25 protein-coding genes are annotated in these 23,101 nt (G+C 31.3%); 10 read left to right on the top strand and 15 right to left on the bottom strand.

From position 1 onward, the window contains the following. Nucleotides 1-10 precede the first annotated feature (10 nt). The 7 genes from ITB9_RS04010 to ITB9_RS03980 form a co-directional block, all read right to left on the bottom strand. Nucleotides 11-400: a hypothetical protein gene (locus ITB9_RS04010; protein WP_054851244.1), complete on the bottom strand. Its 390-nt coding sequence runs from the start codon at nucleotides 398-400 to the stop codon at nucleotides 11-13. Between the two features lie 153 nt (nucleotides 401-553). Continuing rightward, nucleotides 554-1,672 carry a DNA polymerase III subunit beta gene (gene dnaN / locus ITB9_RS04005; protein WP_028290995.1) on the bottom strand — a complete coding sequence of 373 codons (1,119 nt, stop codon included), beginning with the start codon at nucleotides 1,670-1,672 and terminating at the stop codon, nucleotides 554-556. Nucleotides 1,673-1,757: 85 nt separating this feature from the next. Further along, nucleotides 1,758-3,437, bottom strand: a complete 1,680-nt coding sequence (gldG, locus tag ITB9_RS04000; RefSeq protein WP_054851243.1) for a gliding motility-associated ABC transporter substrate-binding protein GldG — start codon at nucleotides 3,435-3,437, stop codon at nucleotides 1,758-1,760. Then, complete coding sequence (locus tag ITB9_RS03995) at nucleotides 3,418-3,903, bottom strand: hypothetical protein (RefSeq protein ID WP_028290993.1); 486 nt, start codon at nucleotides 3,901-3,903, stop codon at nucleotides 3,418-3,420. Before ITB9_RS03995 ends, gldG begins: the two co-directional genes overlap by 20 nt. Nucleotide 3,904: 1 nt before the next feature. Then, nucleotides 3,905-4,618, bottom strand: coding sequence for a gliding motility-associated ABC transporter permease subunit GldF (gene gldF / locus ITB9_RS03990; RefSeq protein ID WP_028606294.1), 714 nt, complete (start codon nucleotides 4,616-4,618; stop codon nucleotides 3,905-3,907). A gap of 46 nt (nucleotides 4,619-4,664) precedes the next feature. Then, nucleotides 4,665-4,961, bottom strand: coding sequence for a putative quinol monooxygenase (locus ITB9_RS03985; protein ID WP_054851242.1), 297 nt, complete (start codon nucleotides 4,959-4,961; stop codon nucleotides 4,665-4,667). Nucleotides 4,962-4,971: 10 nt separating this feature from the next. Further along, a complete protein-coding gene (locus tag ITB9_RS03980) occupies nucleotides 4,972-5,826 on the bottom strand; it encodes an S-adenosyl-l-methionine hydroxide adenosyltransferase family protein (RefSeq protein WP_054851241.1) in 855 nt (284 codons plus the stop codon). Between the two features lie 109 nt (nucleotides 5,827-5,935). Between ITB9_RS03980 and ITB9_RS03975 the strand changes: the two genes are divergently transcribed. Continuing rightward, nucleotides 5,936-6,889, top strand: coding sequence for a PhoH family protein (locus ITB9_RS03975; RefSeq protein WP_054851240.1), 954 nt, complete (start codon nucleotides 5,936-5,938; stop codon nucleotides 6,887-6,889). A gap of 67 nt (nucleotides 6,890-6,956) precedes the next feature. Further along, nucleotides 6,957-7,904: a phosphoribosylaminoimidazolesuccinocarboxamide synthase gene (locus tag ITB9_RS03970; protein ID WP_054851239.1), complete on the top strand. Its 948-nt coding sequence runs from the start codon at nucleotides 6,957-6,959 to the stop codon at nucleotides 7,902-7,904. A gap of 253 nt (nucleotides 7,905-8,157) precedes the next feature. Here the strand turns inward: ITB9_RS03970 and ITB9_RS03965 are convergent, their stop codons facing one another. The 7 genes from ITB9_RS03965 to ITB9_RS03935 form a co-directional block, all read right to left on the bottom strand. After that, nucleotides 8,158-8,841 (bottom strand): haloacid dehalogenase type II, encoded by a 684-nt coding sequence (locus ITB9_RS03965; protein WP_054851238.1) that lies wholly within the window; start codon nucleotides 8,839-8,841, stop codon nucleotides 8,158-8,160. Between the two features lie 11 nt (nucleotides 8,842-8,852). Further along, nucleotides 8,853-9,542, bottom strand: a complete 690-nt coding sequence (locus ITB9_RS03960) for a peroxiredoxin-like family protein (RefSeq protein ID WP_054851237.1) — start codon at nucleotides 9,540-9,542, stop codon at nucleotides 8,853-8,855. A gap of 40 nt (nucleotides 9,543-9,582) precedes the next feature. Then, a complete protein-coding gene (locus ITB9_RS03955; protein WP_054851236.1) occupies nucleotides 9,583-10,227 on the bottom strand; it encodes a DsbA family oxidoreductase in 645 nt (214 codons plus the stop codon). Nucleotides 10,228-10,229: 2 nt separating this feature from the next. After that, nucleotides 10,230-10,544 carry an EthD family reductase gene (locus ITB9_RS03950; protein WP_054851235.1) on the bottom strand — a complete coding sequence of 105 codons (315 nt, stop codon included), beginning with the start codon at nucleotides 10,542-10,544 and terminating at the stop codon, nucleotides 10,230-10,232. 79 nt (nucleotides 10,545-10,623) lie between these two features. Beyond that, nucleotides 10,624-11,172, bottom strand: coding sequence for a carboxymuconolactone decarboxylase family protein (locus tag ITB9_RS03945; RefSeq protein WP_054851234.1), 549 nt, complete (start codon nucleotides 11,170-11,172; stop codon nucleotides 10,624-10,626). 74 nt (nucleotides 11,173-11,246) lie between these two features. Continuing rightward, the gene (locus ITB9_RS03940; protein WP_054851233.1) at nucleotides 11,247-11,810 is read right to left on the bottom strand and encodes a TetR/AcrR family transcriptional regulator; all 564 of its coding nucleotides are present in this window, start codon (nucleotides 11,808-11,810) and stop codon (nucleotides 11,247-11,249) included. Between the two features lie 85 nt (nucleotides 11,811-11,895). After that, on the bottom strand, nucleotides 11,896-12,984 hold the full coding sequence (locus ITB9_RS03935; protein ID WP_082396035.1) for a heparan-alpha-glucosaminide N-acetyltransferase domain-containing protein: 1,089 nt from the start codon (nucleotides 12,982-12,984) through the stop codon (nucleotides 11,896-11,898). A 65-nt stretch (nucleotides 12,985-13,049) separates the two neighbouring features. Between ITB9_RS03935 and ITB9_RS03930 the strand changes: the two genes are divergently transcribed. Both ITB9_RS03930 and ITB9_RS03925 read left to right on the top strand, forming a co-directional pair. Then, a complete protein-coding gene (locus ITB9_RS03930; protein WP_054851232.1) occupies nucleotides 13,050-14,426 on the top strand; it encodes a sodium:alanine symporter family protein in 1,377 nt (458 codons plus the stop codon). A gap of 130 nt (nucleotides 14,427-14,556) precedes the next feature. Further along, a complete protein-coding gene (locus ITB9_RS03925; protein ID WP_054851231.1) occupies nucleotides 14,557-15,630 on the top strand; it encodes a right-handed parallel beta-helix repeat-containing protein in 1,074 nt (357 codons plus the stop codon). A gap of 230 nt (nucleotides 15,631-15,860) precedes the next feature. Here ITB9_RS03925 and ITB9_RS03920 read toward each other — a convergent pair whose 3' ends face one another. Then, complete coding sequence (locus tag ITB9_RS03920) at nucleotides 15,861-16,781, bottom strand: AraC family transcriptional regulator (protein ID WP_054851230.1); 921 nt, start codon at nucleotides 16,779-16,781, stop codon at nucleotides 15,861-15,863. A 173-nt stretch (nucleotides 16,782-16,954) separates the two neighbouring features. Here ITB9_RS03920 and ITB9_RS03915 point away from each other — a divergent pair, with 173 nt between their 5' ends. The 6 genes from ITB9_RS03915 (at nucleotide 16,955) to ITB9_RS03890 (ending at nucleotide 22,884) form a co-directional block, all read left to right on the top strand. Then, nucleotides 16,955-18,454: an aldehyde dehydrogenase family protein gene (locus ITB9_RS03915; protein ID WP_054851229.1), complete on the top strand. Its 1,500-nt coding sequence runs from the start codon at nucleotides 16,955-16,957 to the stop codon at nucleotides 18,452-18,454. Nucleotides 18,455-18,522: 68 nt separating this feature from the next. After that, entirely contained in the window at nucleotides 18,523-18,876 is a 354-nt protein-coding gene (locus ITB9_RS03910; RefSeq protein ID WP_054851228.1) for a DUF779 domain-containing protein, read from the top strand. A 161-nt stretch (nucleotides 18,877-19,037) separates the two neighbouring features. Then, nucleotides 19,038-19,457, top strand: coding sequence for a helix-turn-helix domain-containing protein (locus tag ITB9_RS03905; RefSeq protein ID WP_054851227.1), 420 nt, complete (start codon nucleotides 19,038-19,040; stop codon nucleotides 19,455-19,457). A 106-nt stretch (nucleotides 19,458-19,563) separates the two neighbouring features. Then, nucleotides 19,564-20,811, top strand: coding sequence for a hypothetical protein (locus ITB9_RS03900; protein ID WP_054851226.1), 1,248 nt, complete (start codon nucleotides 19,564-19,566; stop codon nucleotides 20,809-20,811). 12 nt (nucleotides 20,812-20,823) lie between these two features. Then, complete coding sequence (locus ITB9_RS03895; protein WP_054851225.1) at nucleotides 20,824-21,084, top strand: DUF4212 domain-containing protein; 261 nt, start codon at nucleotides 20,824-20,826, stop codon at nucleotides 21,082-21,084. 33 nt (nucleotides 21,085-21,117) lie between these two features. Then, entirely contained in the window at nucleotides 21,118-22,884 is a 1,767-nt protein-coding gene (locus ITB9_RS03890; RefSeq protein WP_054851224.1) for a sodium:solute symporter family protein, read from the top strand. Nucleotides 22,885-23,101 lie beyond the last annotated feature (217 nt).

The following is a 23,101-nucleotide window of genomic DNA, read 5'->3' as shown; positions in this document are numbered from 1 at the left end:
TAAGTTATTCTTACTGCTTTATAAAATAATGATCTGATATGTTAGCCAAAATAATCTTTTCATTATCTATAAACTGAACAGTACTTGTCATTTCTGTATCATCGTTTAATGTCATATGTAACATATTATCACTAACGTACCAAGTAATTTGATTAGCACTGGATATTGTACCTTGATCGGTAATTTGTAAATCTGTTATAATACCATTACCATCTGTATCTAACAAGGTTATTTTATATTCTATATTGGGATTAATAAGATTATCAGATCTTAGCCATTCTCCTACTAATACACTATTAGTTTCTGATGGAGTAGATGTAGTATCATCATCATTATTACAAGACCATTGACTTAAGCAAATTATTACAGTTATAACTACTAATTTAATTAAATGCTTCATTGTATTGATTAATTAATATGTCTTAACAAATTGAAAATCAGAAAATTGTTTCAGATAAATAGTATTCAAATGTAATCTTTTATTCTGATAAGGGTCAAAAAAAAAGCAATTCAAAGATGAATTGCTTGATTTATTGGTTAAAGTGTATAAGTTTTAGCTATTAAGCATCACTGGCATTACTAACATTGTTACATGTTCACCTTCTTCTAAATCGTCAATTGGTGTTAAAATACCAGCTCTGTTTGGCATGCTCAACTCTAGTTGTACATCATTAGATCCTAGATTGTTTAACATCTCTGTTAAAAATCTTGAGTTAAACCCTATTTGCATGTCGTCACCTTGATAATCACAAGTTAAACGCTCTTCTGCTTTGTTAGAGTAGTCAATATCTTCTGCAGAAATGTTTAATTCTGCTCCAGCAATTTTTAATCTAATTTGATGTGTTGTTTTATTTGAGAAAATACTAACACGACGTACAGAGTTTAAAAACTGTGTACGATCAATGGTTAATTTATTTGGATTTTCTTTTGGTATTACAGCTTCGTAATTAGGGTATTTACCATCAATTAAACGACAGATTAACACTGTGTTTTCAAAAGTAAACTTAGCATTAGAATCATTATAATCAATAGTGATTTCTTCTTCACTAGCTCCTAAAATTCCTTTTAATAAGTTTAAAGGTTTTTTAGGCATAATAAACTCGGCTACTTGAGAAGCTTGAACATCTTCTCTTGTGTATTTTACTAATTTGTGTGCATCAGTAGCAACAAAGGTTAAACCTTCAGTTGAAAACTGAAAAAAGACACCACTCATTACTGGTCTTAAATCATCATTACCAGCAGCAAAAATAGTTTTATTTATTGCTGTTGCTAATACGTGACCAGGCATTTTTGTGCTGCTTGGATCCTCTAAACTTACAGCCTTAGGAAACTCGTTTCCGTCAGCATAAGCTAAGGCATATTTACCATGATTAGAGCTAATTTCAACAGTGTTGTTTTCTTCAATAACAAAAGTTAGAGGTTGCTCTGGAAAAGTTTTTAAAGTATCTAAAAGTAATCTTGCAGGAATAGCTACGCTACCTTCGTTATCACTTTCTACATCTAATACTGCAGACATAGTCGTTTCTAAATCACTTGCCGAAACGGTTAATTTTGTTCCGTCTAATTCAAATAAAAAATTATCTAAAATTGGCAGTGTATTCGAGCTGTTTATTACACCTCCTAAAACCTGTAGTTGTTTTAGTAAGTATGTACTTGATACAATAAATTTCATTTATATATGGAAATTAATACTATTAATAATTAGTCTTACAAATATATCGTTAATGTCTTAAATTATGAAACAAACTTATCAACACTTATTTTGCGTATTTTTTCTTACGTAAGTAGTTAAAAATAAAACCAAAAACAGCTAATAAAACCAATGGTAACAAGATGTTTATAACTTGCCATTTTGTTTTTTGTAGGGCAATTTTTTCAGGATTTAAAAAGGCTACAGCTATTTCTTTGGACCTAATGTTTATAAGTCCTGTGTCGTCTAATAAATAATTTGCAGCATTTACTAAAAACTCTTTGTTACCAAAGGTCTGTCCAGTATATTTATCAAAACCAAGCTCTTCAACACCATTACGACCAACTTCATTTTTAATAACATCACCATCAGATATTACAATCATTTTGGTTGGATTACTAGTGTCTTTTACAGCGTCTAAAGTTATTGGTTTCACTCGGTTTTTATAAGCCGATGTAAAGGTGCCTTCTAATAATACTGCTAAGGTTTGTGGGCCTTTATTAAATATTTTAGGGTCTAATTGGTTATTTACCATATCCAAGCTTATCTCTCTTGGTGTGCCTTCAATTTTGCTTAAAGGCGCACTTTGTAGTAAAATAGTTTTTTTAGTGCTACTTTTTATAGTATCCATTGGGTTTGCAAAATCAAACTTTAAAAAGTCTAAATTATGCACAATTGGATGTCTGCTGTTTCCTTTTGCTAAAGGAGAATAGGTCCAAGGATAACTTTGAAATTGACTATTACTACCTTCTCCAGATGCTAATGTAATTGGAGCAGAGTACATGGAGCTTACAATTAACGGATTAATTCTAACACCATATTTAAAGAAAAAATCGGTCAAATTAAGATCCATTGGTATTGCCACATTTTTTCCTAAATCGTTGTACAAACTATCTTTGTCCATTGCGACTTGTTCTAGTAACCAAAGACTTTTTCCACCATTCATAGTATATTGGTCAAGTACAAATTTTTCTTTTTCGGTAAAAGCTTCAGTAGGTTTAGCAGATATTACTAAATCGTATTCATTTAGTTTTTTTAATGTGCTTGTTGCATGATTAGCGACGCTATCTAAGGTAAAAGGAGCAATAAAATAGTAGTCTCTAATAGATTTTATATAATCTGCAATGTATTTGTTTTCTAGTTGACCATTACCTTTTAAAACAGCAATTTTGCGTCTTTTTGGGTTAACCAATTTACTTAATCCATCTGCAAAAGCATATTCTAGTTGTTGTACAGAGTTTGTAACTAGTTGTTGTTGTGTGGCTCCAATAGTATTTTTAACTAAAGGAATTTTAACTGTTGTATCATTAAAACTTGCTAAAGCCCAAGGAAAAATAACTGCTTGGCTAGTTTTTCCGTTTTCCTTGACATTTAATTGCATTGGTGTTAACCCTCTTGCGTTTAGCTGTTGTATGCTTTGATCGCGAGTGGCTTCATCCGCAATTGGATTTATAAAGCTAAAAGTAATATTACTATTATAAGCTTTAAATTCTTCTAACAATTGTCTGGTTTCTAATTGAAGCTTTCTAAATTCTGACGGAAAGTCTTCGCCTTCTAAAAACACATCAATTATTATAGGCGAATCTGCTTGGTCTAATATCGCTAAAGCGGAAGGATTAAGCGTATAACGTTGATCTGTAGTTAAGTCAAAACGTTTGTAAACCTTTTGAGATACAACGTTAAGCAAAATTAAACCAACGACAAGAATTACGATATGTTTTATAGATTTATTCAAAAGTTTTTTCAAGTTGATAGATTTTTAATGCTGCTAATGTGTCTTTTTTAAACTGAAACTCAATGCATTCTTGTTGCTTATTAAAAGCACCAGGTTTAAAGCCCATATTATAGTTCCATTGGTCTTTGCTGTTGGCTTTGATGCTGTCATCCCAACCATACCATTCAGCAGCTCCAAAGTCTTTTTTAATTTCAGATTTAGTTTTACCAATTAATTGTTTATTGTTATAAACTTGATCCATCATTTCAAAACGTAATTCAGGATACTCTTTCCAATTTTCTGCATTAAAATGCTTTTGATGATAGTAGTCAGAAAAGATATTGACAATAGGATAAAACAAATAAAAATAAAGTAGAGGAGTAGCTACTAAAGTAATTAGAAGGCTAATCCATTTATTGTCACCAATTGTTTTTATAAATAGCCAAGCTAATATAAAAACAATAATAAAAGATATAATTAATATAGGTGTAATTACCATGTTATTGCTTTTTAATGTTTAGTTTAGTTAAGGCTATAAAAAGTACAGTGATACTTAAAAAATAAATAATATCACGAGTGTCTAAAACTCCACGACTGATACTTTTATAGTGTGCATTGATGCCTAAGTTTTCGATAATGTTACTTGATGTTACGTCTGCAATACCCTCAAAACCAATGTAAAAAAACAAGCATAAAAAAACAGCAATTATAAATGCTACAATTTGATTGTCTGATATTGTTGAGGCAAATACACCAATTGCAGTATATGTAGCCACTAAAAATAACAAACCAAAATAAGAGCCTAATGTGCTACCAAAGTCTAAATTTCCTGTAGGATTACCTAATTTATATACTGTGTATACGTAAAGTAATGTTGGTAATAAGGCTATTAAAATAAGTGCTAAAGCACCAAAATATTTACCTAAAACTAGCTGTAAGGTACTAATCGGTTTGGTTAATAAAAGCTCTAAAGTACCTTGTTTTTTCTCGTCACTAAAACTACGCATAGTGACAGCAGGAATTAAAAATATTAATATCCAAGGTGATAACAAGAAAAAGGACGATAAGTCTGCAAACCCATTATCAAGGATATTAAACTCGCCTTTAAACAACCATAAAAATAGTCCATTTAGTAGTAAAAATATGGCAATGACAAGATAACCAATAGGAGAGGCAAAAAATGAGTTGATTTCTTTTTTAAGTATGGCTAGCATTATTGGGTTATTTGTTTTTGTTTGATGTCGTTATATATTTCACTTTTCACTTTAGCGAAGCTAATTTATCTACACTCCAAGCTTCAGGTTTTGCATTAAATAAAGGTTTAGTTTTAGCCCAAATCCCTTTAAATAGTTCCGAGTTGCGGTAGTTTTCTAAATCACTTTCAGCAGTCCAATAACTATACGTAAAAAAGACATTACTATTGTGTTTGTCTTGATAAAGCTCTAGTAATTGGTTACCTTCAAAGCCTCTTATTTTATGTTTTATAGTTTCAAAGTTAGCTAAAAAAGTCTCTATGTTTTCTTCAGCAAAACTTAATTTTACAATTCTTACAAACATATAGTTTATATTAAAAATTATTAGGTACAGTTTCTTTTTCAAAGTTAATGGTTACAGTGTCACGTAAACCTAAACCCATTAAACTACTGGCACTTCCAACAGATTGGTTGTTGCTTTTATAGATAGCGATTTCTAAATAATTAGAGCTGTTAAAAACAACTAAACCACGACCTTCGTCATTACGTTTGTCCTCAGGTGTGTCAAATTTAACAATGTCACTATACTTTGTATTAATTTTTTTGAATTTATAATTTCTTGCAGATACCTCATAAGGTCGTCCTTTTTGAAGAGTTTCAAAAAAAGACTTTTTAATATTGGTTACCACATTTCCATAATTATCAATATAAATAATACTACCTATAATTTGTGTTTGTTCCTCATTAACATAAGGCACTAAATTTTTGATAGGTTTAATATTGTTTATAGTTTTTCCAATAACATCTAAAGTACCACCTCTGGCTATATGACAAGCTACTTTTACAAATACATCTAAAACAGGAAAACTAGTTTCGATTTTATCATGTATGTTTATTTCTACTAACTTTGTGTAGGCTATTTCATTGGCAATCATACTCATAATTCCGTTGTTAGCACAAACAAAATAATGTTCGTCTAATTCAACTGCTATATGCTTGTTTTCTGGATTGATTTCAGAATCAATTCCAATAACATGAATGGTACCTTTAGGAAAACTACTGTAAGCATTTTGTATAATATAAGCAGCTTCAGCAATATTAAAAGGTGATACAGAGTGTGAGATATCAACAATTCTTACGTCAGATAATTCTGAGTAAATCGCTCCTTTTATTGCGCCAGCAAAGTGATCTTTCTCTCCAAAATCTGTAGTAAGCGTTATAATTGGCATGTAGTATTGTTGATATTTTTTTAACCTATAACACACAAAAAATGTGTAAGTTTGTTAGGTACACAAAACTAATAAATTTGTATAGATTAATTTAATAAATGCTACGCTTTTGAATGAAATAATTATTGAACTTGAAGAGATCTCTCCAAAAGATTTTTTTGGAACAGGTAATGAGAATATTACATTATTAAAAAAATACTTTCCTAAATTAAAAATAGTTGCTCGAGGAAATAAGATTAAAGCTTACGGAGACGAGGATTTACTTGAAGAATTTGATCTAAGATTAAGTATGCTTTTTAAACATTTTGCTAAATATAACAAACTAGACGAAAATGTTATTGAGCGTGTATTAACAAGCAATAGTAGCGATGATTATTCGACTTCAGAACAAAGCGGAGAAGTTTTAGTACATGGCTCTAACGGTAAGCCTATTAAAGCCATTACTGCAAACCAACGTAAAATGGTAGAGCTAATGCGTAAAAACGATATGGTTTTTGCTATTGGTCCAGCAGGAACAGGTAAAACTTACACAGGAGTTGCGTTGGCAGTTAGAGCTTTAAAAAACAAAGAGGTAAAACGCATTATTTTAACACGTCCTGCTGTAGAAGCTGGAGAAAATCTAGGGTTTTTACCAGGAGATTTAAAAGAGAAATTAGATCCATACATGCAACCGATTTATGATGCATTACGCGATATGATTCCTGCTGAAAAATTAGCACAATACATAGAAAATGGAACCATACAAATTGCACCTTTAGCTTTCATGCGTGGACGTACTTTAGATCACGCATTTGTGATTTTGGACGAAGGACAAAACACGACACATGCCCAAATGAAGATGTTTTTAACTAGAATGGGGAAAAATGCAAAGTTTTTACTAACAGGTGATCCAGGTCAAATAGATTTACCACGTCGTACAATTTCTGGTTTAAAAGAAGCTTTGCTAATTTTAAAAGGAGTAGAAGGTGTAGGAATGATATTTTTAGATGATAAAGATGTTGTCAGACACAAATTAGTTAAAAAGATTATAGCTGCTTATAAGAATATTGAAAACAGAGAATAATAATAAGTTTTCATAGATTTGCACCATATAGCAAATAACACAATTTACCCATCAACAACACAACTAAATGAGTAATACAATAATTGATACTAATTTTAATTTCCCAGGACAAAAAAGTTTGTATAAAGGAAAAGTAAGAGCAGTTTATAATATTAATGACCAGGAACTTGTCATGATTGCAACGGACAGGCTTAGCGCTTTTGATGTCGTGATGCCAAAAGGAATTCCTTATAAAGGACAAATCCTTAATCAAATAGCAACTAGCATGATGAAGGCAACTGAAGATTTAGTTCCAAATTGGTTAACAGCAACACCTGATCCTAATGTAGCTGTTGGGCATTTATGCGAGCCTTTTAAAGTAGAAATGGTGATACGTGGTTACATGTCTGGTCATGCAGCACGTGAGTATAAAGCAGGTAAACGTATGCTTTGTGGCGTAACAATGCCTGAAGGTATGAAAGAAAACGATAAGTTTCCTGAACCTATTATCACACCTGCAACTAAAGCGGAAATGGGAGATCATGATGAAGATATTTCTCGTGAAGACATCCTCAAAAAAGGAATCGTTACAGAAGAAGATTATATTGTTTTAGAAGACTATACACGTAAATTATTTGAAAGAGGAACAGAAATAGCAGCTTCTAGAGGTTTAATATTAGTAGATACAAAGTATGAATTTGGAAAAACCAAAGACGGAAAAATTGTATTAATTGACGAAATACATACACCAGATTCTTCACGTTATTTTTATGCGGATGGGTATCAAGAACGTCAGGATAACAATGAAGCGCAGAAACAATTGTCAAAAGAATTTGTTAGACAATGGTTAATTGCTAATGATTTTCAAGGTTTGGAAGGACAAACAGTACCAGTGATGTCTGATGAATATATTGAAACAGTTTCGGAACGTTATATTGAATTATACGAAAACATTATGGGAGAACCATTTGTAAAAGCAGATGTGACCAACATACAAGAACGTATTGAAACTAATGTATTAGCGTATTTAAAATAATATTTAGAAACATAAAAAAGAGCTTGCAAATGCAAGCTCTTTTTTTATAAAATATAGTTTCAATAGCAAAATACACACTTACTAATATTAATAAAGCTAGCTGAGTATCTCTTTTTGAATTTAATATAATAATGCCTTTTTAAAATCTAAGTCCATTTCGATTTAAAACTTTTTAAACAAAATTTTACTGTTTAGTATATTTTAAAAATAAACTAAAGTTGTTTTATCTAAAAATGTATTTATTAAAAAAGTACTACTTATAAGTAACTAAAATGTCAACTACCTTTTGCAAATCATTTTCATTAATTTCCGTTTCTGGAGCTAAAGGAAATTGTTGTTGTCCAGGTCTGCTTATAAAAGCAGCACGCCAATCAGCCCAAAGTGCTCCTGCAACATCCCAACCATGTGCAGCAATTAGCATACAGTCTTCAGGTTTTACTTTCATTTTATTTGAAGCCCAATTATAAACATCAGTAAAAGGTTTAAATTTTCCAACAGATTCGATACTCAACAAATTATCAAAATATTGAGTTAATCCAGCATTTTCAATTTTAGTTTTAAGACTTTCGTCATTTGAATTTGTTAGCGCTACAAGTGTAAAACCTTCATTTTTTAATGTGTTTAAGGCGTTTTTTACCTCAGGATGTGGTGGTAAATCTTGTAAAGCATTTACGACAATATGTCTTGCATTTTCTTCTGTAATTGTAATGTCATTATTGGCAGCAACCATTTGTAAGGCAGCAGCACCAATTTGCCCAAAAGATTTGTATTGTCCACTTGCAGAAACCACTAATGAGTATTGTAATAATGTTGTAAACCATAATGATAGCAAATGGTCTTGACCATTTAGCACGTCTTTAACTTCATTTTTTAAAGGTTTTAAATCTAAAAGAGTTTCGTTTACATCAAAAAATAATACTTTGGGTCTGGTTTTCATTAGTGTAGATTTTATTTTAATTGTTTTAAAGCGGATAATATCTCTAAAGGTTCTGCACGCTGTGTATAATCTGCGTCTAAAAAGGCATATGTAATTGTTCCGTTTGTGTCTATAACATAGGTTGCAGCTAAAGGTAATTGGTTACTTGTGTCTCCATTAACTTTGTTTAGCCCAAAACCAGCATTGTAAATAGTAGCAACATCGTCTGTTAAGGTGAAAACTACACCATATTGTTTACCAACAATGTTTTTTACATCACTTAAAACAGTAAACTCAAGTTCATTTTTTTCTGATGTGCTTAGTGAGTTATCAGGCAATTCTGGAGTTAAAGCTAAAAGCGTAGCTCCTTCTTGTTTAAATTCTGGTAATTTATCTTGTAAAGCGTGTAAAGTGATGTTGCAATATGGGCACCAACCACCTCTGTACCATGTTAAAACTACTGGTCCATTTTTTAATTGGTCGTATAATGTGACGGATTTATTTAATGCATTTTTTAAAGTGAAATCATGCGCTTTGTCTCCAACTTTTAAAGCAGAATCTAAAACTCCTGAGTTTGCTACACTAGAAATGCCATCTGCATATATTTGTTTCTTTTTGTCTGTAAATTTTGCTGCTCCTGATTGACGTACTTCATCTAATAATACATCTAATAATACATCTAATAATACATCTAATTCGCCTTTATTATTTTTGTTTTCCATGAGTTATACTTTTACAGTTGGTTTTTTATTAAACCAAAGATTATTCATTTAACAGCTCTGATAATACTTGTTTAAAAGTATCTATTGGTTGTGCTCCTGTAACAGCACTTTTACGATTAAAAACAATGGTTGGCACAGAGTTTACTCCCATGTTTTTCCATTGATTTTGTATGCTTCTTACTTGGTAACCTGCTTCCTCATTATCTAATTTAGCTAAAGCTTCGTCAGCATTTAAACCAACTTCTAAAAGTGCTTCTTTTAAAACCTCTTTTTTCGAGACGTCTTTTCTATCACTAAAAAAGGCTTTAGTTAAAGTCATTTTTAATTCGGTTTGTTTTCCAAAGTCTTTGGCGTATTCTAATAACACATGTGCGTCAAAAGTATTAACCATACGCATATCTTTAAAGTAGTCGAATTTAAAACCTAAAGCATCACCAATATGAGTCATGCGTTGCTGAGATTCTTTTTGTTGCTCTAAGGTAGAACCATATTTTTCGGAAATGTGTTCTGTTACATTTTGACCTTCAGCTGGCATATTAGGATTTAGCTCAAAAGGTTGCCATTCAATGTCAATTTTATCTTCTACGCCTAAGTCTTTAATTGCTTTTTCTAAATGTTTATAGCCAATGGTACACCATGGACAGACTACATCTGAAACTATATCTATTTTTAATTTATCTGCCATAATTACAATGTTATTAATTCGCTAATTTGAAGTACACCTTGTACATTACTGTAATTTTTTACATCTGCAGCAAAGGTTTCTCCATGTGGTCCAAAGGATTCTTGAAAAGCTTCAACGCTGTCAAATTTTAAATGCGCAATAGCTACATAAGGAGCCAATTCTCCTGGAGTTCTGCTTGCTAAACCTAAGTCTAGTTCTAATCCTTTTAATGCGTCACCAACTAATTTTGACACCATTGGTAAGTGTTTGTTTTGATAATAATCTGCATCAAACTGTACATTTTTACTGTTTGGATACATTACTGATACTTTTATCATTGTATTTGTTTTATAAAAATAAACCTTCTGTAAAGATAACAGAAGGTTTACAGCTAATTAATCTAATTTAGGGATAGTATTATTTTTTCCAAGCAAATTTCTTGAACGCCTCATCTACAGGTGTGTTTGCGATGTGGTTTGTATAATTACTTATTGTTTTTTGAGATAATCCTAAGATGATATCTAAAACGTGTTTTTCTTCATATCCAGCAGCATAAAAAGCATCTAAATCGTCTTGCGAAACATTACCACGATTTCTAACTATTGATAATGTCATAGTACGTAATGCTTCAAGTTTTGAATCTGCTAAAGGTTTTTCGTTACGTAATGCTTCAGTAATATCTGCGTCTACTTTCATCATATGTGCAATACCTGTATGTGCTGGTACACAGTAATGACATGCATGCTCAACATTAATAGCTTGCCAAACTACAGTTAATTCTTCTTCGTTAAATGAAGATTGTGTAAATAACTCGTGTAAGGTTTGGTAGGCTTGTAATAATTGTGGAGAAGCTGCTAAAACTCCGTGTAAACCAGGAATCATTCCGTATGCTTTTTGTGAGTTTTCTAATAATGATTTACTTCCTTCTGGAGCAGTTTCGATGTTGTGAATTTTTAATGTTGTCATAATTTTTGTTTTTATTTAATGTTTTGTTAATCTTTTCTAAACGTTCGTTTAGTTATTGTGTAAAAAAAATGTTTTTATAGGTTTTTAAAAGTCATTTCGATATAATCTTCAATTTCTTGCTTTGTGTTTACTCTAGCTGCTGCAGCTAAACCATGTTTTGCTAATAATAAATAATTAGCTTGTTTGGTTACTGTGTCTTCAGATTTAGAAGGATCCATTTTTAACTTTTCAATAATTATAGATTTTAAATTGTCCATAAATTGATTCATTTGTTTAGTAATGCATTCATCTTGTTTTTCTGAAAACTCATTATAAGTATTAGTTACAAAGCAACCTTTTACTTTGTCGTTTTTAAAACTTGAACTTACAGAATCGTAGAAAAATTGTTTAATATCTTCAATTCCGTCATGCCCTTTTTTTAGTTTATCTAAAACCTTATTGACATTAGATTGGTAAAGTTTTAAACTTTCTAAAAATAAACCATGTTTATTACCAAAACTAGAATATATCGAAAACTTATTAATGCCCATTGCTTTTTCAAGCATTTGCATAGAAGTAGTTTCATAGCCATTTTTCCAAAAAAGGGTCATTGCTTTTTCGACTACTTCAGTTTCGTTATATTGTTTTGTTCTTGCCATTTTTAATTTCCGTGTAAACGGTAATATCTAATTACTCTGCAAATCTAACCAATCGTTTAGAAATAAAAAAGCTATTAACATAACTTTAGTTTTTTAATTTTAAATATAAGTTTCTGATTTTGTTATATAGATAGGTGTTGGTTTTGACGTAGTAAAAAGAAATAAAACAAACAACAACAATAAAAAGTAATGCTCCAAAGATAGCTTGCGTAGGGTTTAAGCTTTTGTAAAAAAACTGTTTTAAGCTAACTCCTGTAAAACTACCATATATAATCATAAAATGAATAACGTAAATAGACAGTGTCTTTTGACCAATTTTAGTAATTATAGCTTGTTTTAAATAGGTCTCAAAAGTATAAAACAATCCAAATATTAATAAGACATTGCCTAGTCTACTAAACAAATAATTATAATTGGCACTTTTTGTAAATAATGGTAAATTAAACCAATGGTCTAATGTTTTTAAAATGGCACTGGAATAAAACATTAGTATAACTCCAACAGTATAAAAGCTAATTATTTTAAATGTTTTATAATTGTTTTTATGTCCATATTTATTAAATAATATCGCTACAAATCCACCAAAAGCGACATAGCCAAACCAAGGGATTATATTAAAAACAGAACCATTTTGTGTGGTAAGGTAATTAACAAATAGTGCTGGAGCATTTTCAATTTTTAAACTTCTGTATAAAGGCTCAGAAACAAAAATACCAAAGCATAATATTAAAAATAGGATAGCTAAAACCCATTCGTTTTTTAAACAGATTTTATATAGCATAATTAATAAGATTAGTGATAATCCAATACATTGTAAAACGTCAACTTGTAAAAAACTCATATTGACTTCACCATACATCAAACTCCAAAACGAAAACCGTAAAGCATAGCCAAGTCCAATTAATAAAAATCCTCGATTTATTCCTTTTTTTATACGTTCAGCATCTGTTTTTTTTGCTTTAGCTTTTAATAATAAATACACAAAAACTAAACCTGTAATTGTAAAAAAAGTAGGAGCAGTAATCCCTCTAAAGTAATTCCAAATATTATAAATAGTGTTATTTGTATCTCTGTAAATTGGATTTAATAAGGTATCAATAAAATGACCTTGAAGCATCATTAAAATAGCAAATGCACGTACAGCATCAAGAAAAAATAGACGAGTTGGTTTCAATAGATAATAGTTGTTAGTGATGTAAAGATAATGGTTATATTTAAAGTCTAAAACTTTGTGTTTGTATGTACCATAAAATAAACGACTTTATAGCAGATTTTGCCACTTTTGTTTGGGGTTTACCATTATTAATTTTATTAATTGGTGGTGGATTATATCTGCTTATTCTTTCTAGATTTTTACCATTTAGATATCTAGGACATGCCATACAAGTGCTAAGAGGTAAATATGACAATAAGGATGACGAAGGCGAAATCACCCATTTTCAAGCATTAACAACAGCATTATCCTCTACCATTGGTATGGGTAACATTGCAGGAGTGGCAGTTGCTATTTCAATAGGTGGTCCTGGAGCAGTATTTTGGATGTGGATTAGTGCAATTGTAGGTATGTCAACCAAATTTTTTACTTCTAGTTTAGCCATAATGTACAGAGGTAAAGACAGTGCAGGTAACATACAAGGTGGACCAATGTATTTTATAATGGAAGGTTTAGGTAAACAATGGAAACTTTTAGCAGTCTTATTTAGTTTTTGTGGATTGATTGGTGCTTTGCCAGTGTTTAACGTTAACCAATTAACTCAAGCCATAAATGATATTGTTTTAATGCCAAACGGAATTATTGTCAATTTCACCTCCAATTTAATCATTGGACTAATATTAGTAACTATTACATCTATTGTTATTTTAGGTGGTTTAAACAGAATTAGTAAAGTAGCATCCAAATTAGTACCAAGTATGGTATTGCTATATTTTGTGTTGATTCTTATAATTTTATTCGCTAATGCGGAAGTCGTGCCAACGTATTTTAAACTTATTTTTACAGATGCTTTTGCAGCAGAAAATTATAAAGGTGATGCATTTTTAGGTGGTCTTTTAGGCGGATTGATAGTTTTAGGAATCCGAAGAGGTGCGTTTTCAAACGAAGCTGGTATAGGTACAGCACCTTTAGCTCACGGAGCAGCAAAAACCAACGAGCCAATTCGTGAAGGTTTAGTGGCTATGTTAGGACCAGCAATAGACACCTTAATTGTTTGTACACTAACAGCTTTAGCAATTTTAGTTACAGGTGTTTGGCAAACCACAGAGGCTAACGGAGTAAGCTTAACAGCCAATGCTTTTGGAGTAGCAATGCCAACTTTTGGTAGGTATTTATTACTACTATGTATTGTAATTTTTAGTGTATCATCATTATTTTCTTATGCATATTATGGCGGAAAATGTCTGTCGTTTTTAATAGGAGACAAATACAAACACTATTACAACTATTTTTATATTTTAAGTATAATTCTTGGAGCAACAACCTCTCTAGCATTAATGATTAATTTAATTGATGGTGTATTTGCCTTAATGGCAATTCCAACCATGACAGCTACATTAATTCTAGCTCCTAAAGTTTTAAAAGAAGCCAAAGCATATTTTAAAAGGATGAGAGAATCATAAATATAGTTATTAATAATCTAGATTTTTTATGTTAAAATAATAGTTATTAAAAGTTTTTTTTGTTAAATGATCCAAAAAGTAAACTTCATACGTACATAATGTTTAATTAATCCTTTACATTATATTCTGTATGAAACAATTATTTACTTTTCTGTTTTTATTATCATTTGTCAATGGTTTTTCTCAAGTTAAACCCGATTTAACAAATACAGGGACAACTGGTACATTAACAGCATACACAGGAACAACCACAATAACTACAGATAATTTTATTTTGGAGAATGCAATTATTTCAGGTTCTTTAAATATTAAAGCAAATAATGTCACCATTAAAAATTGTTTAATAGAAACTGGTGGTTATTATGGTATACGTTGTAACTACAAAGACTCTAATGGTAATGATTATACTAATTTATTAATAGAAGATTGTGAAATTAGAGGAATGCAAAGTGCAGCTATCTATGGAGATAATTTTATTGCAAGAAGATGTAATATATGGAATAGCGGAAATGACGGATTAAAGCCTGTTAGTAATTTTTTAATTGAGTCCTGCTATATTCACGAGTTAGGTTATGCAGATGGTGCTCATGCAGATGGAGTACAAATGGTAAACGGTGGAAATGGTATTATGAGATGGAATAATTTTGATATGCCTTGGAACAATCCTACTTATGCAAATAGTCAGTGTATTATTATGTCTACTAACGTAGGTACTATAAATAATGTTTTAATTGAAGACAACTGGATTAATGGAGGAGGTTATAGTGTGCAGATAATAGATAAAGGTAATGGTTTAGGTGTTCCTACAAACGTTTCTGTTTTAAATAATTTATTTGGTAGAGACCATGAATTTGGTCCTCAAAGAACAGATGCAGGTGTCGTTTGGCAATGTAATACGTATGAGGATGATGGTGAAGCTATTGGTGAGTGTCCTTCATTAACAGTAGAGAGTTTAACTACTTCTAAAGGAATTAAAATGTATCCAAATCCAGCGTCAGATAATTTAAACTTTAATTTCTCAATTGATTTTTCTGGTATGTTATTTATGTATGATGTAACGGGAAGACAAGTGCTAGAGTTAACACTTGAAAATACTTTAGACAAGACAGTTTCTGTAAATTGTTCAGAATTTATTCCTGGAATGTATTTTGTTAAAATGAATAGTAAAAACAAATCGTATGCTACTAAAGTTCTTATTGAGTAATTAGCTTATGTAAACGATAGGAGAATATGTATTACTGAAGGCTTGATAGCTTGTCAAAGTTTACAATAAGTATCATAAATAATAAAAAGGCTACATATATTTATAACGTAGCCTTTTTTAATTATAATATTATTAAATTTTTAAAAAAGGGTTTTCATGAGTAAATTGTAAGGCTTCTTCTAAACCATTAACTAATAGCGGTTAATCTTTTTTATAACAAAAGAAATAATTTAGCCTTTATTTATCGAAGCTTTAAACTGTTGAGGCGTCATTAGTTCCATTTTTTTAAATTGCCTGTTAAAGTAACTTGTGTTATTAAAACCAGATTTAAAAGCAATTTCTGACATTCTAAAATCTGTAGATTCTTTAATTAATTTTTTAGAAAACTTAATTTTTTCAGAGTTTATATAATCAATAGGAGAGATACCTAAGGTGTTTTTAAATTGCTTATGGAAGTGAGACGTGCTCATGTAGGCTTTTTTAGCCAGTAGGTCTACACTAATATCTTTATTGGTTAAGTTGTCTTTAATAAATTTTATAACGGTTCCAATTCTAGTATCGTGAAAAATATGATTAGGATCATTCATAATTAAAGACTTTGCTTTAGTTTGAAGTAGTCTGACAATCAATTCCTGTATCATCAAATCCAATAAAACGTCCTTAGATTTATTGTTATTGGTAAAAGTATAGGTTAACCTTTCTATTAAATGGTTAACGTCTGTGTTATTTATTAAATGCGAAGTGCTTTGGTCTAAATCCCAACTGTTATTCTCGTTTTCTATGGCTACATGTTGGTTAAATTTTTCGACAACTTCATCAATTTTAAAAGCATCAATGCCTAGGGCTAAACATTGGGTTGGCTGTTGCTTAGTGGCAATAGGAAAATCAATAACCATTTCCTTGTTAGTTGGCATGACTACAGATTCACCTGGAAAAAAATCAAAAGCTTTAAAACCATCTATATGCATAACTTTCTGCCCAGTTAGCATACTTGCTATTATCGGAAAGTTAAAAGTTAATGACACTTTTTCTGCAAAAGCGTGGGTTTCATATATGTTAAGTTCTGCATAATCTGCATTATACGTTGTTCTATTTTCCACTAAAGTGGTCAGTTTTCGGCTACTTTTATGATGATTTAATAAGGACTGCATATTCAATACTACAATAAAATTAGAACATACATTTGTTAATAATAGATATGTTCAAGATTATGATAATTCTGTTCAATATAATTAGAATATGATAAAATAACTTTATCAAAAATAAAGATAATATATTTTTTAAACTAAAAAATTATCTATTCACTAATTTAACAAGAAATTATATGAGTTATTCTAAACCTAAATTTAAAGAAAAATATGGCAATTTTATAAACGGAAAATTTGTTGATCCTATAGATGGTCAATATTTTGAAAATACGTCTCCAATAGACAATAGTTTAATTGCTAAATATCCAAGATCACAAAAAGAAGATGTCGAAATGGCTTTGGATGCAGCTAATGCAGCAAAAGAAGCTTGGGGAAACACCTCAGCAACTGAAAGAGCAACGTTGTTAAATAAAGTAGCAGATATTATTGAAGCTAATTTAGAGGAATTTGCTATTATGGAAACCTGTGATAATGGAAAACCTATTCGTGAGACCTTAAACGCAGACTTACCATTATGTGTGGATCATTGGCGTTATTTTGCAGCTTGTATTAGATCTGAAGAAGGTAGTGCAACCGAGTTAGACCAACACACATTATCCATGAATATTAAGGAGCCATTAGGTGTGGTTGGACAAATTATTCCTTGGAATTTCCCATTACTAATGTTGTCTTGGAAGTTACCTCCAGCTTTAGTTACAGGAAATTGCGTGGTTTTAAAACCAGCCGAACAAACACCTTCTACAGCGACATTGTTAATGGAAAAAATAGCTGATGTATTTCCTCCAGGAGTTGTAAATATTGTACATGGTTTTGGTCCAGAAGCAGGTAAACCTTTGGCATCAAGCTCTAAAGTAGATAAAGTTGCGTTTACAGGCGAAACTACAACAGGACAATTAATCATGCAGTACGCCTCTAAAAATTTAAACCCTGTAACAATGGAATTGGGTGGTAAATCACCAAATGTTTTCTTTAATTCGGTTATGGATCATGACGATGCTTTTTTAGATAAAGCAATTGAAGGCGCTGTTTTATTTGCCTTTAATCAAGGAGAAGTGTGTACCGCACCTTCTAGAATTTTGGTTCAAGAAGATATTTACGATGATTTTATGAAGCGTGTGGTTGAAAGAACAAATGCCATAATACAAGATAATCCATTAGATGTAAATACAATGGTAGGTGCACAAGCGTCTAAAGATCAATATGAAAAAATACAATCTTATATAGAAATAGGAAAAGAAGAAGGAGCAAAAGTATTAGCAGGAGGATCTGCTAATAAATTATCCGGTAATTTAGCTGAAGGGTTTTACATCAAACCAACAATATTAGAGGGTCATAATAAAATGCGAGTATTCCAAGAAGAAATTTTTGGGCCAGTCGTTTGTGTTACAAAGTTTAAAGATGAAGCCGAAGCTTTAGAAATTGCTAATGATACACTTTATGGACTCGGAGCAGGAGTATGGACCAGAGATGCACATCAATTATATCAAATACCACGAGCGATTAAAGCTGGTCGTGTATGGGTGAATTGTTATCATTCTTATCCTGCACATGCACCATTTGGTGGTTATAAAAAATCTGGTTTTGGTAGAGAAAACCATGTGATGATGCTTAATTACTATCGTCAAACTAAAAACATGTTAATCTCTTACGATAAAAATAAATTAGGTTTCTTTTAGTAGAAATAAAGTATTAGTATTTAAGGCTGAGTTATTAAGTAATTCAGCCTTTATAATAAATTTAAATTATGAAAAGAGTAGCAATTACACCAAAAGCAGCAAAAGTTTTAGACCAATTAAAAGCAAAGCATGGCGATTTAATTTTTCATCAAAGTGGAGGCTGTTGCGATGGTTCTGCTCCTATGGTATTTGAAAAAGGTGATATGTATTTAGATGAAAGTGATGTTTTGTTAGGAACTTTAAATGATGTTAATTTTTATATGAATCAAGACCAGTTTGAATATTGGAAACACACATACTTAACAGTAGATGTTACTGAAGGTCGAGGTGCAAGTTTTTCATTGGAAATTCCGTTAGGATTGCGTTTTTTAATTCATTCAAGATTATTAACTAAAGATGAAGAAGCGTTTTTTAATGGTTAATACTGTGTAAATCTATTGTTTTTGTTATTTTAATAATTTAAGCTTTAAAAATTAGTGTTATTCACTATTTTGAAGCTTTTTTTGTGGTTAATATTTAAAGATTTAACTAATTAGTGTAATTTTTATTGCTAAAATGATATATTTATGCTAAATTAATATATATGACCGTAGATTTATGTCCCAATTGTGGATCAGACCATTACATTAAAAGTGGAATTGTTAATAATAGACAGCGTTATAAGTGTAAAAAATGCAACTATTTTTTCTCTGTTAATAAGATAGGTAAGAAGATAGACGACTACTACGTTAATAAATCGTTACAATTATACTTAGAAGGATTAACCTATCGCGAAATTGAACGTATTTTAGGGATCTCTCACGTTAGTATCATGAATTGGGTCAAAAAATACAATATCAAACGTCCATATAACTCTAATTATCACCCAACTTATAAGATTTTAAACGCATCAGAACTAGCAATTTATTTTTCAGATGCTTCAAATGTTAAAGGGGCAGGTGTTGTAGTTACAGAGTTAGGAGATAAGTTTATGTTAATAAAATGGGAGCGTTTTAAGGATTAGTATATTAAATTAACAGATAAATATATTAATTTTCTGTTAACACATTGTTTTTAAGAGCTTAGTAGTGCACACAAAATCAATTAACTACTAATTAATCCCTTAAACAATGAGAAAACATACACTATTATTGGCAGGACTCTTTTTAATGTCCTTTCAGTATATGAAAGCTCAAGGTTCTCCTGATTATGATGGAGGTCTTAAGTTTAAATTTAACGAAGATGGATCTAAATATCTTCGGCTTATTTCTTGGGCGCAAGTCCAAGCTAACTATAACACAGACGATACATTTGATGCAAACGGAAACGAAAACAGCAAATTAAATTTCAATTTACGTCGCGCTCGTATATTAATGTTTGCACAAATAAACAAAGACTTTTTAATCGTTTCACACTTCGGATTAAACAGTTTAACCAGTTCTACATTAAGTCCAACGGGAAAAGGAGAGGGCTCTCAACTCTTTTTTCATGATGTTTGGGCACAGTACAATTTAGGTAAAGACCACACTGTTGGAGGTGGTTTACATTATTTTAATGGTATTTCTAGATTAAATAACCAAAGTACACTTAACATGATGACCTTAGACAACAATCGTCAATCTTGGGCAACAATTGGGTTGTCAGATCAATTTGCACGTCATTTAGGTGTTTTTGCAAAAGGAAAATTTGATAAGCTCCAATATCGTGTTGCTATTAATGATGCATCTGTATCTACTTTAGATGCTCGTACTACTGTTGCTGGAGGAGAAGCAGTGTATAACGGTCGTGCAACTCTAGGTTCTAAAGATGCTGGTAAAACATACGCTGGTTATTTTGATTATAATTTCTTAGATCAAGAATCTAATTTTCTGCCTTATAAAGTAGGTAGTTATTTGGGAGGAAAAAAGATTTTTAATGTTGGAGCGGGTTTCTTTTTACATCCTAAAGGCTCTGTAATAGATACAGGTACAGCATTAACACCAAATTTAGAAGGTGAGGATGTTTCAATCTTTGCTGTGGATGCCTTTTATGATGCTCCAATTGATGATAACGGAAGCGCAATTACAGCTTATGCAGTGTATCAAAATAGTGATTACGGTAAAAACTATTTATACAGTGCTTATGGTACAGGAAGCATGATTTACGGTCATGTTGGTTATGTATTTAAAGGTGATGTTGCAAAAACAAGGTTTCAACCTTATGTAAGTTATGGCACGCATAGTTATGATGCGGTAAGTGATGACAGATCTACTTTAGGTATTGGTGTAAATGCTTACATGAGTGGGCATAATTCAAAATTAACTTTAGAATATAAAAATCAAGAATTTGGAGCTTTAGATGCAAATACAATTTCGCTTCAAGCTATGATTTATCTATAAAAATTAACAACTATGAGTGATAAACAAAAACACGCATCAGCGTATTGGAAAGAAAATATTAAATATTTAGCAATATTACTTGTCATATGGTTTGCAGTGTCCTTTGGATGCGGAATCTTATTTAGAGAAGAATTAGATCAATTTAGATTGGGTGGTTTTAAACTAGGTTTCTGGTTTGCACAACAAGGCTCAATATACGTATTTGTAATATTAATATTTGTATACGTAAGATTAATGAATAAACTAGATAAAAAATACGGTTTTGACGATTAGTCTTAACTAATAACTTTAAAAAACAATAATATTATGAGTGTACAATTTTGGACATGGTTATTAGTAGGACTTACTTTTGCCTTATATTTTGGAATAGCAATTTGGGCTAGAGCAGGCTCAACTAAAGAGTTTTATGTTGCTGGTGGAGGTGTTTCTCCTTTAGCAAATGGTATGGCTACTGCAGCAGATTGGATGAGCGCAGCCTCTTTTATTAGTATGGCTGGTATCATTTCCTTTTCAGGTTACGATGGATCAGTTTACCTTATGGGTTGGACTGGTGGATATGTGCTTTTAGCCCTATTATTAGCACCATATTTAAGAAAATTTGGAAAGTTTACTGTTCCAGATTTTATTGGAGATAGATATTACTCCAATACCGCAAGAACAGTAGCTGTAATCTGTGCATTAATTGTATCGTTTACTTACGTTGCAGGACAAATGCGTGGTGTTGGTATTGTATTTTCTCAATTCTTACAAGTGGATATTAATATAGGTGTGATAATAGGTATGGCAGTGGTTTTAACCTTTGCTTTATTAGGAGGAATGAAAGGTATTACATACACACAAGTGGCTCAGTATTGTGTATTAATATTTGCATTTATGGTGCCTGCATTTTTTATATCAATGCAAATGACAGGAAATATTATTCCGCAAATAGGAATGGGAAGTAAGGTTGAAGGTGGAGCATTTTTACTAGATAAATTAGATACTTTACACACTCAATTAGGTTTTAACGAATATACAAGCGGAACCAAAAGTACTTGGGATGTTTTTGCAATTACCTTAGCATTAATGACAGGTACAGCAGGATTACCGCACGTAATTGTACGTTTTTTCACTGTTCCAAAAGTAAAAGATGCACGTAAATCTGCTGGTTATGCTTTATTTTTAATAGCTATTTTATACACAACAGCACCTGCAATTGCAGTGTTTTCTAGAACTAATCTAATAGAAACGGTTAGTAATAAGGAATATAAAGAAATTCCAGAATGGTTTAAAAATTGGGAAAATACAGGGTTAATTGCTTGGTCAGATAAAAATGGAGATGGAAAAATTCAATATGTCGCAGGAAATGCTTTGTCAGGTAAAAAACCAGAATATACTGATGCACGAGGAGCAAATGGAGAACGTGTGGTTGCTAATGTAAGTGATGCTTCAAACGAGTTGTATGTTGATAGAGATATAATGGTATTGGCCAACCCAGAGATTGCTAATCTACCTAATTGGGTAATTGGCTTAGTAGCAGCAGGAGGATTGGCAGCAGCATTGTCAACAGCAGCAGGATTATTATTGGTAATTTCGACATCTGTATCTCACGATTTAGTTAAAAAACAACTAAAGCCAGATATCTCTGATAAAGACGAATTAAAAGTGGCTAGAATAGCTATTTTTATAGCTATCTTAATTGCAGGTTATTTTGGTATTAATCCACCAGGATTTGTAGCTGCAGTCGTCGCGCTAGCATTTGGTTTAGCAGCAGCCTCCTTTTTTCCGGCTATTATTTTGGGTATTTTTGATAAACGTATGAATAGTCAAGGTGCCATCTCTGGTATGGTCGTAGGTATTGTACTAATGCTATTTTACATGATGAAATTTAAACTAAACATGTTTGGTGGTGGTACAAGTGCAGATTGGTGGTTTGGTACCTCTCCAGAAGGATTTGGTACTATTGCAATGTGTGTAAATGTTGTAATATCATTAATCGTTTCTAGATTAACACCAGCTCCACCTCAAGATGTACAAGATATGGTTGAAAGTATAAGAATTCCTTCTGGAGCAGGAGAAGCTCACGATCATTAAGGCTTTGAGTTCTGTCTGAGTGTTTTTCCGCGAAAGCGAAAAGCATATTGAACTTAATTTAAATTTAGTTAGTTAGGAAGTCAGCATTACATTTTGTAGTGCTGATTTTCTTATATTAGTAACGTTATAAATTTTTCGCTTTCGCGGAAAAGAAATTCAATAAACCAAATGAAAAAAAGGCATGAACAAAAGCTAGTAGTATTGTCTATAGCATTAT

The sequence above is a fragment of the Olleya sp. ITB9 genome, from assembly GCF_001315805.1.
Lineage (GTDB): Bacteria > Bacteroidota > Bacteroidia > Flavobacteriales > Flavobacteriaceae > Olleya > Olleya sediminilitoris.
This window is presented reverse-complemented; position numbering and strand designations above follow the sequence as displayed.